Source organism: Vagococcus salmoninarum (assembly GCF_003987495.1).
Lineage (GTDB): Bacteria > Bacillota > Bacilli > Lactobacillales > Vagococcaceae > Vagococcus_D > Vagococcus_D salmoninarum.
Genome location: NZ_NGJU01000004.1, coordinates 56,787 through 74,318, shown reverse-complemented (window position 1 = coordinate 74,318; position 17,532 = coordinate 56,787). Strand labels below are relative to the sequence as shown.

The following is a 17,532-nucleotide window of genomic DNA, read 5'->3' as shown; positions in this document are numbered from 1 at the left end:
CTTTAAAATAAATGAAGACTATAGGAGGAATTTATCATGATGAACAACTTACAAACAGGATTTCCAAAAGGCTTTTTATGGGGTGGCGCAACAGCTGCCAATCAAATTGAAGGGGCTTTTGACCAAGGTGGCAAAGGGCTGTCAACTAGTGACTTCGCAGCCTATAAAGACCCTTATGCTAGTGGGGCAGTCGATAACTTTACTTTTAATGTTAGCTCCCAAGAGTTAGCTGAGTACACTGAAAACCCTGAAAAATACTTATTTCCAAAACGCTGGGGCATTGATTTTTATAATCGTTACGCCGAGGATATTGCTTTGTTTGCTGAAATGGGTTTTAAAACCTTTAGAATTTCGATTTCTTGGGCTAGAATTTTCCCTACAGGTTTAGAAACAGAACCGAATGAAGCCGGTTTAGCATTTTACGATAAGGTTTTTGACGAGTGTGCTAAATATGGAATTGAACCTTTAGTTACGATGTCTCACTATGAAATGCCAATCGAATTAACACGTCGTTACAATGGTTGGGTTAGTCGTGAGTTGATTCCGTTATTTGAAAACTATGCCCGAGCGATTTTTGAACGGTATGCTAAAAAAGTTAAGTATTGGATCACATTTAATGAAATGAACATGAACTTAAATAGTTTGTATACTGGGGCAGGGGCCCACGTTGACTTAGTTGACAATGTGTTACAAGCAACTTACCAAGCGTCTCATCATCAATTTTTAGCTAGTGCGATAGCTGTTAAGTTAGCTCATGAAATTATGCCAGAAGCTCAAATTGGGTGTATGATTAACCAAATTGAATCTTACGCGAAAACGACAAAACCAGAAGACCAACTGCAAGCTTTAAAATCAAATCAATTAAATATGTTTTACCCAGACGTTCAAGCCCGGGGCGAATACCCAAGTTATATGACCCGTTACTTTGCTGATAATAATCTCACAATTGAAATGGCTGAAGGAGATGCAGAAATACTGAAAGCGGGGGTAGTCGATTATGTAGCGATTAGTTACTACATGACTCACGTCACAGAAGCCCGTCCCGATGCTAGTAAATTAGCTGGTTCATTTGATAGTCCAATCAAAAATGAGCATTTAGAATTATCACAATGGGATTGGCCAATCGATCCAATCGGTTTGCGAATTTCGTTAATGAAATTATACGACCGTTACGAGTTGCCATTATTCGTTTGTGAAAACGGCTTAGGGGCAAAAGACGTCATGACAGCCGATGGTCAAATCCACGATGATTACCGGATTGACTACATTAAAAAACACGTTGAACAAATGAAAGAAGCCATTAAAGATGGGGTTGACTTAATGGGGTACACAACTTGGGGCTGTATTGATTTAGTAAGTTGCGGGACATCCCAAATGACTAAGCGTTATGGCTTTATCTATGTGGACCAAGACGACGAAGGTAAAGGAACGTTAGCACGGACACCTAAAGATTCATTTTATTGGTATAAAGAAGTCATTGCCACAAATGGTGAAAACTTAGAAGGATAAATCAAGGAGGCAAGCTAATGGTAGTTCAGTTAGCTTGCTTTTTTAAAAGGAGAGCAGATGATGAAACAATTAATCTTTATGGACATTGATGGGACTTTATGTGATACCGCCGGGGAAGTTCCCCTTTCCGCCAACAGAGCCATTCAACAAGCCAAAAGCCAAGGCCATGACTTTTACATTTGTACAGGCCGTTCCAAGCCGGAATTAATTCCGAGTATTTTAGAGATTGGTTTTCAAGGGATCATCGGAGCTGGTGGTGGCTATATCGAAATTGCTGGTGAAGTTGTTGAACATTTACGTTTACCGAAACTGGCCGTCTTAGAAATTATTGCTTATTTTCAGCAACATAATATTGGCTATTACTTAGAATCAAATGATGGTCTTTTTGGTAGCGAGAATTGCGTGCCGTCGATTATTAATCAAGTAACGGCAGGCTTAGTCGAAGAGTCGCCAGCTTACCAAGAAGCAATTAGGGAGTTTGATTGGTTTTACGATTTACTTAAAGAAACTAAAGGAATAGAACTTGATTACGGGAATGTGAATAAAATATCTTTTATTAGTAATGGCCATCCTTTCATAGAAGTGGCGGAGACCTTCGGCGATGACTTTCAAATGTACCGGACCACCGTTCCGCAATTTGGTAGTCAAAGTGGGGAAATTGCAGTTAAAGGCATTAATAAGCAAACAGCGATTAATAAAGTGCTAGCTTTAACAAAGCATCCCCAAGGCCAAACAATGGCTTACGGTGATGGGAATAATGATATTGCCATGTTCCAAGCTGTGAATTATAAAGTGGCCATGACAAATGGCACACCAGAACTAAAAGCGTTAGTCGATGAAATTACGGCGATTGCTGAAGAAAATGGGATTGCTAACAGCTTATTAAGAAATGGTTTACTAGAAAAGGAGATTTTTTAGATGAAAAAAGTTTTAAAATTAATAGTGATTGGTTTAAGTAGTTTGTTTCTAGTGGCTTGCTCGTCTCAGCCTGAGAAAAAAGCTGCTGTTAAGCCAGCAACAGAAACTACAGAAGTCACATTTTATGTTACCAGACATGGCAAGACTATTTTTAATACTATGGGTAAAGTTCAAGGGTGGTCCGATACGCCTTTAACGGCAGAGGGGATTGAAGTAGCGGAGTTTTTAGGCAAAGGGTTAAAAGATATTAAGTTTGATAGCGTCTATACTAGTGACTCAGGTCGAGCCAGAGAAACGGCGAAAATTGTTATGGCTGCCCAAGGACAAACTGACTTAGAAATCAATGAAGAAGCTAATTTTAGAGAAATGAATTTTGGTAAGTTCGAGGGGGAATTAGATGAAGAAATGTGGAACCCAGCCGCTGAAAAATTAGGTTTCAAAAATCGTGAGGCTTTGATGCCAGAACTTGAAGAAGTTGGATTAGAAGCCATCACAAATGCCATGGCAGCTAATGATGAAACAGGTACTTTTGAAAGGTATGAAGCTGTTCGAGCAAGGTTCCAAAAAGAGCTGAAAGAAATTGGCCAAACTTCTCTAGAAAAGAATCAAGAAAATATTTTAGTCGTCTCTCATGGTATGGCTATTAGTAGTTTATTATCTGACCTAACAGAAGAGAATACAGATCGTCATTTACCTAATGCTAGTGTTTCAAAAGTTATTTACAAAGATGGTGCTTTAAGGGTAGAAAGTATTGGGGAGACTAGTTATATTGAAAAAGGCGAGAGCTTACCATAAAGAGGAGGAGCGAAAGGTTCTAAATGGCCTTTAAAGGAAAAGTGATACTTTCGCAAGTAATAGAATTAATTTTTGTTGTTTATTTTAGACTTAACATTAATTTATTAGCATTTCTTTTATTAATAGACAATAAAAATAAGCGACTTCACTGCAAATTCTGTAAAGAATCTGAGGAAGTCGCTTATTTGTTATGGGTAACAAGTTTTTAGTACTACTTAACTTAGCGGCCATTGTCCATATAGCTCATGTTATTAGCTTCAGCGATCGTAAATTGCCCATCTTCGAAAATAATTTTAGAGATGCTACCATTTTCTAAGCCACGAAGTTTTAAATCTTTATCGATTAAAGACAAAAATAAAGCAATCGTTAAACCATGGGAAACGGCAAAGACGTTACCGCCACCTTGTGCGGCTGTTTCTTCAGCGATCTGACGATAGCCAGCCATAATACGGGAAACAAGCATCTCGTAGTTCTCAGCCCAGCCTTCATTATCTAGTTGGTGAATAGCATTCGCCATGTCTTCAAAAGCTATATCTTGGGAGCGGAGTTCCGCAGCAGAGGCGTAACCACCGATTTTAGCTAGTTCTGTCATCCAGTTACTTTCTAATTCTCCTTCGTAACTACCAAATCCCCATTCTCTGATCCGTGGTTCGATTTGATGAGCGATCCCTTGATCATGATGCTCGGCTAAAACTAATTGAGCCGTTTCGCGGGCGCGACCAGCATCACTTGAGTAGGCGTTTTTAAAAGGGATGTCTTTTAAGCCTTTACCTAAATAAGTAATATTTTGAGCTCCTTCAGGTGTTAATGGTGTATCAGACCAACCTTGAACTCGCTGTGAACGATTAAAATAGGTTTGTCCATGTCTGGCAATATACAATACTGTTTTTTCTGACATTCAATTCCCTCACTTTTATCATAGTTAGTACAAGTTCATTATAACATAAGGAACTATTAGAATAAAAAAGCTTGATTGTTAATAAACTCAAAAAAGGGAAATAAAATAAAAAAGTGAATGTGCTATTGCTTTTCAATGTGACGTACTATATATTATAAGTGTAGTCAATAATACGTCTTATTAGAAAGTGGGAAATAGTTAATGAATCAAAATGTCTTTCAATTTTATGAAGGTAATGCAGAAATGAAGAGTATTTTAGGAGGCAAAGGCGCTAATTTAGCCGAGATGGTTAACTTAGGTTTACCAGTTCCCCCAGGCTTTACGATCAGTACAGGAGCTTGTATGTCTTATTTAGCAAATCAAGAAGAACTAGGGAATGATTTGAAACAAGAAATCTTGGCGGCCTTAGGCAAACTGGAAGAACAACATGGTAAGAAATTTAATGACAACCAAGATCCTTTACTGTTATCTGTTCGCAGTGGTTCAGTCTTTTCAATGCCAGGAATGATGGATACGATTTTAAACTTAGGTTTAAATGATAAAACGGTGGAAGTCTTAGCCGAAAAAACTGGCGATCGTCGGTTTGCTTACGATTGTTACCGTCGTCTATTACAAATGTTTGGTGATGTCGTTTACGGCATTGATAAAAACCGCTTTGAACAATACTTAGATTATTTAAAAGATCAATACGATTACCAATCGGACACAGAATTAACAGCAGAAGACTTACAACAAGTCGTTAAAGCGTATCAAGATATTTATGAGGAGACCATTCATAAGAGCTTCCCTCAAGAACCGATGGACCAATTATTTTTAGCGATTGAAGCGGTTTTTCGTTCGTGGAACAACCACCGGGCGAAAGTTTATCGTAATTTAAATGACATTGATCATAATTTAGGCACAGCAGTAAACATTCAAACGATGGTCTTTGGCAATAGTGGCGAAAATAGTGGAACCGGCGTGGCTTTTACACGTAATCCAGCGACTGGCGATAAAGCGATTTTCGGTGAGTTTTTAGTGAATGCCCAAGGGGAAGATGTGGTAGCAGGGATTCGTACCCCAGAACCATTAGCTAAACTAGCTGAAATTATGCCAGAGATTCATCAAGAATTTATTACTACAGCGAAGCTGCTAGAAGAACATTATCGGGACATGCAAGACATTGAATTTACAATTGAAGAAGGCAAACTTTACTTCTTACAAACTCGTAATGGCAAGCGGACTGCCCGTTCGGCTTTCCAAGTAGCCCATGATTTAGTTACTGAAGGTGTTTTAACGAAAGCGGAAGGCATTATGCGGATTGAGCCAGAGATGATTGATCAATTACTGCACCCAGTCTTTACGTTAGCCGGTTTAAAATCAGCTGAAAAAGTCGGTTCTGGTTTACCGGCAAGTCCTGGAGCCGCCACGGGGATTATTGTCTTTGATACAAATGAAGCCAAAGCACAAGTAGCGAAAGGCCATAAAGTCATCTTAGTTCGTCAAGAAACGTCGCCAGAAGATGTGGAAGCTATGAGTATTAGTGAAGCAATCGTCACGAGTCGTGGCGGAATGACTTCCCATGCTGCTGTTGTCGCCCGGGGAATGGGGACTTGTTGTGTGGCTGGTTGTAATGATTTAGAAATCAATGAAACTGTTAGAACCGTTCGTTACCAAGGTGGGGTTTTACAAGCAGGGGATGTGATCTCTGTTGATGGCAGTCACGGAAAAGTTTACTTAGGTGAGTTACCAACTGAAAAAAATGAAGAAACTGAAGTCTTTAGAGAATTAATGACTTGGGCTGATGAGTTAGCAACGATGAAAGTCAGAGCCAATGCTGAAACCCCTCAAGACATTGCCCAAGCCTTCCATTTTGGAGCGGTAGGGATCGGTTTAGCTAGAACCGAGCATATGTTTTTCGAAGGCCCCCGTTTACGGGAAATGCGCCGTTTAATCTTAGCTGAAAGTCAAGGCAAACGGGCAAATCCTTTAGCTGCCTTACTTCATATGCAAACAGAAGATTTCACGCAAATCTTTAAGAAAACTAAATCCAAAGAGATTGTGATTCGGTTGTTAGATCCACCCTTACATGAATTTTTACCTCATAGTTTAAAAGAAGAAGTCGCATTAGCGACGGAATTAGGTCAAGACTTAGAGAGTCTCCAAAGCCGAATCAACGAATTACATGAAACAAATCCGATGCTAGGCCATCGTGGCTGTCGTCTCGGCGTGACTTTCCCAGAAATTTATGAAATGCAAGTCGCAGCCATCATCAAAAGTGCCTGCCAATTAGCTCGAGAAGGCATCCAAGTGTCGCCGGAAATCATGATTCCATTAGTTGGGTTGAAACAGGAATTAGTTCTCTTAAAAGAGCTATTAACCCAAGTCATTCAAGAAGTCATGAAAGCTGAAAAAACGATTGTGAATTACACCATCGGGACGATGATTGAGTTGCCAAGAGCCTGTCTAATTGCCGACCAACTTGCGGAAGAAGCGGAGTTCTTTAGTTTTGGAACGAACGATCTGACTCAAATGACTTATGGCTATTCTCGAGACGATGCCGGTAAATTTATTACTAAATACCAACAAGAGAATGTCTTACCAGCAGATCCTTTCCAAACTGTCGATGTTGAAGGAGTTGGCGAATTAATGAAAATTGCCGTCGAAACGGCGCGTGACGTTAAGCCTGATTTCAAAATTGGGGTCTGTGGGGAAGTCGGTGGCGATCCTAAATCAATTGCCTTTTTCCAAAAATTAGGGCTTGATTATGTCTCTTGTTCGCCCTTCAGAGTGCCAATTGCTCGTTTAGCAGTGGCTCAAGCTGCTATTGAAACACAAAAATAAAAAAATAAAGTTAATTGAAACCTATTGTATTTAATTAAGACGTCTTATATAATGGATTTGACTAACCAATAAGATGAGGGATAAACTATGGAGCTATCAGAACGACAAAAAACAATTATCAAGATAGTCAAGAGTCAAGAACCAATTAGTGGAGATAAAATTGCGCAACAACTTGGCTTGACGAAACCGACCTTACGTAATGATTTGTCTTTGTTGACAATGACTGGCATCCTAGATGCTCGTCCAAAAGTCGGTTACATCTATTCAGGACAAACAATTGAACCACTCCTGTACGAAGAATTGTTTCATTTAAAGTTACAAGATATTATGGTTCCACCAGTCTTTATTAAACAAACGACTTCAATCCAAGATGGCATTACTGACTTGTTTATGCACGATACGGGTAGTCTCTATGTCATTGATGAAGAGGGCGATTTTGTCGGCTTAGTCTCACGGAAAGATTTATTAAGAGCGACCGTCAATAACCCAAATATTAGTGCTGTTCCCGTTGGAATGATTATGACACGAATGCCAAATATCGTGACGGTCACCCCTAAGGAGCGAATTATTGATGCCGGTTACTTGATTATTCATCAACAAGTCGATTCACTACCAGTCATTGATCCAGAAAACAGTAAAAAAGTTATCGGAAAAATTTCTAAAAGTAAATTATTAAGTCACTTTATTGCCGCAGGTTATGAAGTCGAAAAAAATAAAGAAGAATAAAGAGGAATGAAAAATATGACAAAAGCAAACTTATTTATTGTATCAGATTCAGTTGGCGAAACTGCTCAAAAAGTTATTTCCGCAGTGATGGCCCAATTTCCAGATATTGAAGCTACCGATATTCGCCGTTTTCCATTTATTAATAATGAAGCGGACTTAAAGAAAATTTTAGCTGATGCATTAAACGAACGAGCAGTCGTTGTAGCGACATTAGTTAATCAAGAATTAGTTGCTGTTTTAACCGAATTTTCTCAAAAAACAGGCCTTGATTATGTTGACTTTATGACACCCTTAACGCAGTTAATTCAAGGGAAAACGGGAATTATTGCTAAAGAGGAGCCAGGTGCTTTACATAAGTTAAACCAAGAATACTTTAATCGCGTAGCAGCCATTGAGTTTGCGATTAAGTATGACGATGGTAAAGATTCTCGTGGCTTTAAACAATCTGATTTTGTGATTTTAGGAGTCTCTAGAACTTCAAAAACACCTTTAAGCATGTACTTAGCTAACAAATCTTACAAAGTGTCTAACTTACCATTAATTCCGGAAGTGCCATTACCAGAAGAACTATTTGACATTCCCGCAGAAAAAATTATTGGCTTAACAGCTGATCCAGAACGTATTTTAAAAATTAGACAATCACGTTTAAACGGCTTAGGTTTAAATGGCGATTCTAAGTATGCTAATATTGAGCGAATTCAAGAAGAAGTATTGTATGCAGAAGACTTGTTTAAGCGCTTAAATGCCCACGTCGTAAAAGTTGATGATAAGGCAGTCGAAGAGACCGCAGCGATTATTGAAGGCTTTAACAAAAACTACTAAGCAACTAATAGTCAGACATTACTAGTAAACAGCCAGTTTATTAGTAATGTCTTTTTTGATTAAAATTCGAATATAAAACGGTTTTCTTTGAGAGAGTGTGATATAATTTATCGTTGATTAAGAGAGTATAATGATGTATATAAAAGGAAGATAATTAGATGAAAAAAGAAGAGCAGCACTATGGGTTAATGACAGCCATTACGATGATTGTCGGGATTTGTATCGGCTCAGGCATATTTTTTAAAGCTGATAATATTTTACAATTTACCGGTGGGAATGTCTGGTTAGGCGTCTTAGTTCTTGGAATTGGCGCTTTAAGTATTATTTTTGGCAGTATTAGCTTAACAGAATTGTCAGTTAGAACGAATAAAAGTGGTGGCTTAGTCGGTTATTTTGAAGAATTTATTTCACCAAAAGCAGCCAATGGCTTTGGCTGGTTTCAAACCTTTTTATACTATCCTACGATTAATGTCGTCGTTGCCTGGGCTGCGGGAATTTACACATTAATTATCTTAGGGTTACCTAATACGTTAGAATGGCAAATTTTAATCGGCTTGGCTTACTTAAGTGGTATTTATGGTATGAACTACCTATCATTAATTTTAGGTGGCCGTTTTCAAGTCATTTCAACCTACGTTAAGTTAGTACCTTTGATTGGCATTGCCTTAGTCGGTTTCTTTTGGACAAAAGAAGTGCCCAGCATCCCACCTGAAATGGTTTCAGTACCAAAAACGAATGTCGGTTGGGGCTGGCTAGCTGCCTTAGCACCAGTAGCCTTTTCTTATGATGGCTGGCCAATTGCTATTAGTATCACTAATGAAATAAAAAATCCTAAACGGACAATGCCCTTAGCCTTAACAATTGGTCCTTTAGTAGTCTTGATTGTCTATGTGACTTACTTTTTAGGCATGAATCAAATATTAGGGCCTGAATACATCTTGGCAGCTGGTGATCAATCAGTCTACGCTGTTGGTCAGTGGTTGTTAGGCAAACAAGGTGGCACAATCATTACTTTGTTTGTAATAGTCTCCGTGCTAGGGGTTTGTAACGGCGTGACTTTAGGCAACTTACGGATGCCTCAAGCCTTAGCAGCTAAAGGCATGCTGCCTTATTCGGAGAAAATTGCTAAAATAGATCAAAAAAAACAGTTGTCCTTTGGTTCTTTTTGGTTGTCTTATGGCTCGGCTTTATTTTGGATGCTAGTTCATTATCTAACTCAAAAGACTGGCATCCTAGCTGGTGGGGATATTAGTGAAATTGCGATTGTTTTTGGCTATATCTGTTATCCACTGCTGTATCTAAAAATTATTAAGCTAACATTACAAGGAGAAATAAAAAGTTGGTTTAAAGGTGTAATAGCGCCAATTATCGGGATAGTTGGCAGTCTGATTATTGTCTTAGGAGGGATTATCTCTAATCCTATGTATGTTCTGAGTTTTATTGTTATTTGTGGTTTATTTTGTTTAGCTGGTAGTTGGTATTATCAAAAACAAGCTAAGATTTAACCTCAAAGAAGTTACAATCAAAAACAACGAGTGGCATCTTAGCTCGTTGTTTTTTTGTTGAATAAATTATCATTCATAATAAAAGGATTAATGAAAAAGAGGGGGATTATTATTACTTTTATAAAAATGGTGATTTATCTTTCTTTTTACAAAAAAGTTTGTTTTTTGAAAAGTGAGAACAATAATTAAATAACGTGGTTAGTTTATTCTTTTTCATTCAAATAAAATTGATTATTTCGTTAAACCGTCTTTATTGTTCTTTTTTACCGTTAAATCAAGTTAAATGAACACTTTTATTATTTTCGGAAACATAAAATATGTGATTTTTGAAAAAAAGAAAGAAATTAAATAACAAATATGGACAAAAATGGCAAGCCTGTGTTATTATGATTTTAAATTAGAAGTTTCTTTGTGAAAACTTATATTCAAAAAGGAGATATAAAATGGACAGAAAAAATAGGCGAAAACACACGTGGAAAAAACCAAAAAAATGGCTGACAGGAAGTATGGCAGCTCTGACAATTGGGAGTAGTGTCTTACCTATTCTACCGGCTTTTGCGGCAGAAGAAAAAGGCATGGAGCAACGACTAGCAGAGCTATCAGCTAAAAAAGCCGAAATTGAAGCATTTGATTTAGCGGAATATGAAGAAAAATTAGCTGAATACACAAAATTACAAGAAGAATACCAAACGTTAATAAATGACTTGAAAGACAAGTTGACAACAGTTGAAGGCGTTCAGGCGGACTACACTCTTTTAAAAGAAAACTACGAAGGTGATTTAGCGGATTATCAAATCCAGTTAGCAGAACACTTAGAAGCTTCTGATGTGTACCTTGAGTATGTCAAAGACTACGAACTAAAGTTAGCCGATTTCCAAGATAAACGCAAAATTTATCAAGGTCAATTAACAAATTACGAAGGCATGTTAGCAGGTTATCAAGTGCTATTAGCCGAGTTTAAAGAAGATTCAGCTGAGTATCAAGAGTTGTTGGAAAAATACGAAGGCATGATGGCAGATTATCAACTAGCCAAAGTAGCTTATGAAGAAATTTTGGCGAGTTATGATAGTAAAGTGTTGAGTTATAACGAAGAATTAGAGAAATACAACGAAGAACTAGCTAAATTTGAGGAAGAGTTAGCAGAGTACGAAAACACAACAGTCGTTGAGTATTTAAAAGCTCAACAGGAGTACGAAGGAACTTTAGCAGCTTATAATGAAAAATTAACTGTTTTTATGCAAAAATTAGCGGAATATAATCCAAAGTTAGCAGAGTTTGAAGAAAAGTTAGCGGAATATCAGCCAACTTTAGTAAACTATGAGGAGCAATTAGCGGAGTATGAAGTTAAGTTAACAGCCTATGATGAAAAGTTAGCTGATTATGATGTTAAATTGGCAGAATTCGATCAAAAAATACTGGTTTATAATGAAGAATTAGCTAAGTATGAAGAACAGAAAGCAGCTTATCAAGTCGAACTTGCTGAAACCAAAGCTCAAATTGCGGATTATCAAGCATTTTTAGCTGAATACCAAGAAAAACTTCCAAGTTATCAAGCCGAACTGACAAAACACGAAGCAAGTGTTGTCGAGCATCAAAAAATCGTAGCTGATTTTGAAGCAGCTAAGGCGCCATATGAGAAAAAATTAGCAGAGTACCAAGTGAGTTTAGTTGATTACAAAGAAAAACTAGCAGATTTAGAGCTTGAAGCTAGTGATTATGAAGAAGAAAAAAATAAGTATGATGTAAAATTAACTAATTATGAAAAACAACTGGCGGAATTTGAGGCTAATGGCCAAACCGATACTGAAGAGTATAAAAAAGTGTTAGCAGAATACACAGAAACGAAAAAAGCCTATGAAGATTTACTTGTTAAGTATCAAGAAACCCAAGCAGAAATCATAACGTTACGTGATGATTTAGCTGTTCTTCAAGGGGACTATGGTAAGTTGGACGCAGAGTACCAACCATTATTGGCACAATATGAAACAGCTCGTCAAAGTTACGAAGAAGCCAAAGTCACTTATGAAAAATTAACTAAAGAATTTAATGAATTGACCGGTCACTATGAATTAGTTCTAGTAGAGCTTGAAAAAGCGAAAGTAAGTTATGAAGAGTTACAAAAAAGTTACGAATCAGCCCACAATAATTATCTAACTACTAAAGAAGCAGCAGATAAGTTGCGAGCTGAATATGCACCAATCCAGGCGGAGGCGGAGTTACTAAAAGCAGAACGAGCTGAGATTCAAGAGGAACATGACGAGCTACAACTTATTTTTGATAAATTATCAGAAGAAGTTGTCACGTTAAAAGCAGAACAAGCTGCTTTACAAAAACTATGTGACGAGCTACTTGTTGAAAAAGCTAGTGTGCAAGGGGAATACGATCAAGTTAAAGCTGAGTTTTTAATTATTGAAGAAAAGTTCCAAGCAGCGAAAGAAGCAGCGAAAGAAGTTGCTGCTTCGGCTGAGAAACTAAAAGAAAAAGTCGCAGCCTTAAAAGAAAAACAAGTAGCCTTAAACCTTGAAAAAGCCTCTGTTTTAGTTGAATATGAGCAAACTAACGACGCTTATGAAGAGGTTAAAAAGGAACATGACCTTGTAAGTGGCAAATTAAACGAAGCTGATGATCGTTACCAGGAATTAGAAGGAGAGTATCAACAAACCTTAACTCTTTATAAAGAAGTCAATCAAGCCTTTGTCATTATAAATCAAGAGTATCTTGATTTATTAGCAGACTACGAGGAAGCCAATGGTCATTGGCAAGAGATGGAAACAGCTTATCAAACAGTTAAACTAGCTTATGATGAGACGTTAAAAAAATACACTGAGCTGACGATTAAATGGCAAGAGGCGAATAAAGATGTCGCTAGTCTTCAAAATGAAATTGCTGAAGCAGAGAAAAAGTATCAAGAAGTAGGGTTTGCTTACGACGCTGTTATGGAAGAGTATCTAAAACTAAAAGAAAAACACGATCAAGAATTAGCTGAAATTGAGGAAGCTGAAAAAGAGGCTGCTCAAGTAAAAGCTGATTTTGATAAAGTCAATGAGGCTTTCGAAAAAGCGGAAGCCGTGATCGCTAGTCAACAACAGGCAATCATCGATTTTGAAGCCTTTATGAAAGACTACCCAATTGATGAAAGTGTTTTAGGTTTAGAAGATACGCCATTGAAAGATGCCTTTGATGCCGATTTCCCAGCAAAATTTGCCGCAGCGAAAACTGCTAAAGAAGACATCACTAAAGCAGTGGAAGAGTATCACAGCGCCTTTGATGAGTTTAAAACTAGTGGCAGCGCTCATGTAAACTCACCAGAATTTGCAACAACCAACGAAAACTATGAAGCAGAAATCACTGAGTTCGTTACGAAAAGTCAAGAATGGTTTGAAACAGCAAGTCAGACTTATGAAAAAAATCGCCAAAAGACTATTAAATACAATGAGTTAGTTGAAATTTCGAAAGACTTAGATGAGCAGCTAAAAGTATCTGCAACTCTGTTAAATGAGTTTTCCTTTGAAGCAACAGAAAAAGTAAATAAGCATCAAGCAATTGCTATTGATTTTGTAGCAGAAAATTATGGACACAATTTCTTCGAAAAAAGTGCCGAAGAAGTGTCAACAATCATTAATGGAATAGAAGGAGCTCTTGAAACAACTGAAGCTTACCACGTTGAGGTCTTATCAGAACTTTATGCTCAAGCGACAGCTGAAAAGGCTCTACTGGAAGAACAGATCAAAGCCTTTAATGAAAAATTACAAGAAATTAAGGAATTAGATCCTGAACTTGACTTAGAAGAGTTATCACTAGACCCGAAAGCACCTAAAAATCCATTAACCTCCTTCGCCAAAAAACTAGCAAATATGATTGACTTGGATTTAAACACTGAAAAAGACAGTGATGGCAACTATGTCATGGGAACATTAATGGAAGAAGTAGAGCTTATCGCTTCTAAAAATTTAAAAATGTACAATCAGTATAAAGAAACGGCTTTGACTGAGGAAGAAACGTCTCAAGAAACGCTGTTAGCGCTCTTAAGTGAGGCTATTGCAGAAGAAAATCATGATCCTGCTAGAGAACCAAATATAGTGACTGTAGAAGATCAGATCTATCAGTATATGTTTATTGAAAAGGTAACTCGTTTTGATACTAAACAGATTACAGTTACAATCTTGAGCTACTCAGGAGGTGTCGTCATCGAACCAGAAGTAGAATACGATGAGATTGAGTTCTTAAAAGCAGCCGTAATTGATGTGAATCAACCTCTTGCTCGTAAAGTCACAATTCCAACAATCGAAGACTTACCAGAAGAACCAGCGTTGCCAGTTAAAACAGAATTAAGTGTCGGTGAAGTTCAACTACCATCAGAACCTGATTTACCAGTCTTAGAAGATGCTTTAACCGCACCAGAAACCGTTACAGGGCCAGTTGCCCCTGAACATCTTGATTATGAGAGACCATCAATCGAAGAACCTGGTGGCGTTGAAGGACCAGGAGAGATCGAAACACCATTAGATCCAAATGATGATATAACCGTTGTTCCTGAACCAGAAGGCCCAACTGGACCAGGTGAAGTTGGAGGACCCAGTGATGTGGATGAACCTTCAGAAATATTACCTGAGCCAGGAGAAGTCGGGGAAAGTGAGATTACGGATCCAGAAGATGTTGAAAACTGGGAAACTGATTTACCAGAACCGGAACAACCAACGGGACCAAGTGATGTTGAAGATGTTGAAATTGGTAAAGGACCAGAAGCACCAGGGACGACCGGTGATTTAACTAAACCTAATGAACCAGTTAAACCTGTACTTAATGAAAGTCCAGAACCAGAACCGAAACCAGATCCAACGCCGGATCCAACACCAAAACCAGATCCAAAACCAGATCCAAAACCAACGCCACCAACGTTGCCTCAAACAGGAGAAACTTTAAATAAAAGTACTTCATTATTAGGCATGATGGTCCTAGGTCTAGGAATGGTTGGCTTTAAAAAAAGATACCGTCCACGCCATAGTAAGAAAAAATAAATGAATCAAGAAAAGCCTCACTGAAAGTCTAATTCTTTCAGTGAGGCTTTTTAGCTATTATCAGTGGACTAAGCAAGTCTCCTACTTTAATTAAAGAAAGGATTCGTGGCTTTTTCTTTACCAATTGTCGTTGGGCCACGGTGGCCAGGATAAGCAACGTAATTTTCTGGTAAAGTAAATAAGTGAGTTCTAATACCACTTAGCAATTGCTCTAAATTACCGGTAAATAAATCAGTTCGACCAATACTACCACCGAAGAGGGCGTCACCAGTAATCACAAACTCATCGCTGTGGAAAATAAAACTGACACCACCAATCGAATGACCTGGCGTAGGCACAACAGTAAAAGTCATTCCGCCTAAAGTATAATCAGTCATTTCAAATTCAAATTCAGCTGGCTTAACAATAATATCAGCCATATCATCGTGACGACCTAGGCCTGACAAGTTAAGTTGGGGATCGCCTAACCAAGCTTGTTCGTGAGGGCTAACGTAAACAGGAATATTATAAGCTTGGCGAATCTCCTCAACAGCACCAATATGATCATAATGGGTATGGGTTAATAAAATCGCCACAGGTTTGCGATTTAAGTCTTTGATATATTGTTTAATTAAAGGGCCGTCGTTACCAGGGTCGACGATTAATAGATTTTCCTCATTGTAAACTAAATAACAATTTTCTTGGGCAGGTCCAGTTGTCACAAAATACTTTACTTCAATCATTGATAAAACATCCTCTCGACTAATCTCACTTCTTAGTATAGCGAAAAAATGTCTGTCTGACAAAGAATTGTTCTTACTTTAAGCGTAATATTGGATGATTGTGTTTAATAGTACGGTTGCACCAGTGCCAGCTTTATCATCGTAATAGGCGGTGAATTCGGGACTGTCTAAGTACATCTGCCCTAACCCGCGATAAGCCTTAGCATTGTAGCTTCCCCAATGTTGACTGACCCAGTTTTTATGTAACTGAAAGATCTTTTCCGCAACGTCTGAAGGCACTGTTAGCTGCAAGTTAGTAGCTAACAAGGTCAGTAAGGTTTGCTCCTCACTTTGTAGCTTTTGATAGTCACTTTCAGTCATCTTTAATAAGGCTGCTTGACTAGTCTTAACGGCTTCTTCACCATAGGCTTCCCGAGTGACTTGGCCGTATTGTGCGTCATTTTTTTGAATTAAATCGGTTTTGAAAGCTGTGAATTTTTCTTCATTTGTCATTGTCTCTTCTCCTTTTTCACTGGCAATCGTTTGATCAATTGTTGCAATTAAGTGAGTTAAATGTTTTTGCTTTTTGAGCAAGGCTTGCCGGTGTTCTGCTAATAAAGTCAAAGAGTCAGTGGTCGGTGCGGTTAATAAGTCTTTAATCTGTTCAAGGGGGACTGCTAATTCACGGTAAAAAAGAATATGTTGGAGTTTATCAATTTCTACTTGAGTATAAATCCGGTAGCCTGCTTCAGTAAGATAAGCGGGTAATAGTAATCCCAGTTGATGATAATGTCTTAAGGTTCGCGGTGTGACCCCAGCTAGATTGGCTAATTCCTTAATCGTGTAAGTCATCTGACTCATCCTTTCTTTATTAGTAACTATAGCATAAAGGGTGACGTAAGGTTAAGGTCAAGCTAATAATCTAAAAATTCTTGCATAATACTAGTTAAAGGGTAAACTTAGTTAAGAAGAACATTCGGAAAGAAGTGAAAAGATGGTTAAATATTTAATTTATTTTATAGTAATTATTTTAGCTAATTCAGTCGGAGCAGTGTCAGGCATGGGCGGTGGGGTGATTATTAAGCCAGTCTTTGATAGTCTAGGTTTTCACTCACTGTCAGCCATTACTTTTTATTCAAGTGTAGCCGTCTTAGTTATGGCAGTGAGTTCAACAACTAAGCAATTAAAAAATGGTGTTACAATTAACTGGCCGGAAGCGATGGCAATGTCTGTAGGCTCAATTGGCGGTGGCATCCTTGGCAGCCAGTTATTTAAAAAACTGTTAGAATTTTTCGGTAACCAAAGAGAGGTTCAGCTAATTCAAATTATCTTAACAATTATTTCTTTAGTCTTAGTCTTACTGCATACTTTGTATATTAAACACAGTTATCACTTAACTAACCTCGGTTGGTTTCTGGGGATAGGTTGCTTACTTGGTACTTTTTCAACTTTATTAGGAATTGGCGGCGGTCCGATTAATGTCTCCCTATTGATTTTCTGTTTTGGCCTAACGCTAAAAGAAGCCACTGTCTACTCAATCATAACGATTCTATTTTCCCAATTGGCGAAACTCGGTGAAATTGGTCTTAGTAGCGGTTATGGTGAGTTTGACCTTAGCTGGCTATGGGCAATTATTCCAGCGGCGATTATTGGCGGCTACATCGGTGGGCTATTAAGTGGCAAGCTATCAGAGAAAGTCGTAGGCAAAGTCTTTATCAGTGTCGTTATTGTCGTCATCTTAATTAATTTATGGAATGGTTTAAACTTAATCTAAAAAAAAACTAACTTCTGCCAATTAAGGCAAAAGTTAGTTTTTT

At 37.9% G+C, this 17,532-nt stretch carries 12 protein-coding genes; 9 read left to right on the top strand and 3 right to left on the bottom strand.

Annotated elements, in window-relative coordinates:
- Positions 1-39: 39 nt before the first annotated feature.
- From CBF35_RS03695 to CBF35_RS03685, 3 genes are read left to right on the top strand one after another with little or no spacing between them, the layout of a single operon-like run.
- On the top strand, positions 40-1,509 hold the full coding sequence (locus CBF35_RS03695) for a glycoside hydrolase family 1 protein (protein ID WP_126778722.1): 1,470 nt from the start codon (positions 40-42) through the stop codon (positions 1,507-1,509).
- Between the two features lie 60 nt (positions 1,510-1,569).
- Complete coding sequence (locus tag CBF35_RS03690; RefSeq protein WP_126778640.1) at positions 1,570-2,427, top strand: Cof-type HAD-IIB family hydrolase; 858 nt, start codon at positions 1,570-1,572, stop codon at positions 2,425-2,427.
- Positions 2,428-3,222 carry a histidine phosphatase family protein gene (locus CBF35_RS03685; RefSeq protein ID WP_126778639.1) on the top strand — a complete coding sequence of 265 codons (795 nt, stop codon included), beginning with the start codon at positions 2,428-2,430 and terminating at the stop codon, positions 3,220-3,222.
- 220 nt (positions 3,223-3,442) lie between these two features.
- Here CBF35_RS03685 and CBF35_RS03680 read toward each other — a convergent pair whose 3' ends face one another.
- Positions 3,443-4,120 carry a histidine phosphatase family protein gene (locus CBF35_RS03680; protein ID WP_126778638.1) on the bottom strand — a complete coding sequence of 226 codons (678 nt, stop codon included), beginning with the start codon at positions 4,118-4,120 and terminating at the stop codon, positions 3,443-3,445.
- A gap of 201 nt (positions 4,121-4,321) precedes the next feature.
- Here CBF35_RS03680 and ppdK point away from each other — a divergent pair, with 201 nt between their 5' ends.
- From ppdK to CBF35_RS03655, 5 genes are all read left to right on the top strand, one after another.
- A complete protein-coding gene (gene ppdK / locus CBF35_RS03675) occupies positions 4,322-6,943 on the top strand; it encodes a pyruvate, phosphate dikinase (RefSeq protein ID WP_126778637.1) in 2,622 nt (873 codons plus the stop codon).
- Positions 6,944-7,030: 87 nt separating this feature from the next.
- Positions 7,031-7,669: a helix-turn-helix transcriptional regulator gene (locus tag CBF35_RS03670; RefSeq protein WP_126778636.1), complete on the top strand. Its 639-nt coding sequence runs from the start codon at positions 7,031-7,033 to the stop codon at positions 7,667-7,669.
- A 15-nt stretch (positions 7,670-7,684) separates the two neighbouring features.
- Positions 7,685-8,491, top strand: a complete 807-nt coding sequence (locus CBF35_RS03665; RefSeq protein ID WP_407290313.1) for a pyruvate, water dikinase regulatory protein — start codon at positions 7,685-7,687, stop codon at positions 8,489-8,491.
- A 158-nt stretch (positions 8,492-8,649) separates the two neighbouring features.
- Positions 8,650-9,996 carry an APC family permease gene (locus CBF35_RS03660; protein ID WP_126778634.1) on the top strand — a complete coding sequence of 449 codons (1,347 nt, stop codon included), beginning with the start codon at positions 8,650-8,652 and terminating at the stop codon, positions 9,994-9,996.
- 443 nt (positions 9,997-10,439) lie between these two features.
- Complete coding sequence (locus CBF35_RS03655; RefSeq protein ID WP_126778633.1) at positions 10,440-15,014, top strand: LPXTG cell wall anchor domain-containing protein; 4,575 nt, start codon at positions 10,440-10,442, stop codon at positions 15,012-15,014.
- Between the two features lie 86 nt (positions 15,015-15,100).
- Here CBF35_RS03655 and CBF35_RS03650 read toward each other — a convergent pair whose 3' ends face one another.
- Together CBF35_RS03650 and CBF35_RS03645 are read right to left on the bottom strand one after the other, a co-directional pair.
- The gene (locus CBF35_RS03650; RefSeq protein ID WP_126778632.1) at positions 15,101-15,736 is read right to left on the bottom strand and encodes an MBL fold metallo-hydrolase; all 636 of its coding nucleotides are present in this window, start codon (positions 15,734-15,736) and stop codon (positions 15,101-15,103) included.
- Between the two features lie 78 nt (positions 15,737-15,814).
- Positions 15,815-16,567, bottom strand: coding sequence for a MerR family transcriptional regulator (locus CBF35_RS03645; RefSeq protein ID WP_170174703.1), 753 nt, complete (start codon positions 16,565-16,567; stop codon positions 15,815-15,817).
- Positions 16,568-16,709: 142 nt separating this feature from the next.
- Between CBF35_RS03645 and CBF35_RS03640 the strand changes: the two genes are divergently transcribed.
- On the top strand, positions 16,710-17,489 hold the full coding sequence (locus CBF35_RS03640) for a sulfite exporter TauE/SafE family protein (RefSeq protein WP_126778630.1): 780 nt from the start codon (positions 16,710-16,712) through the stop codon (positions 17,487-17,489).
- Positions 17,490-17,532 lie beyond the last annotated feature (43 nt).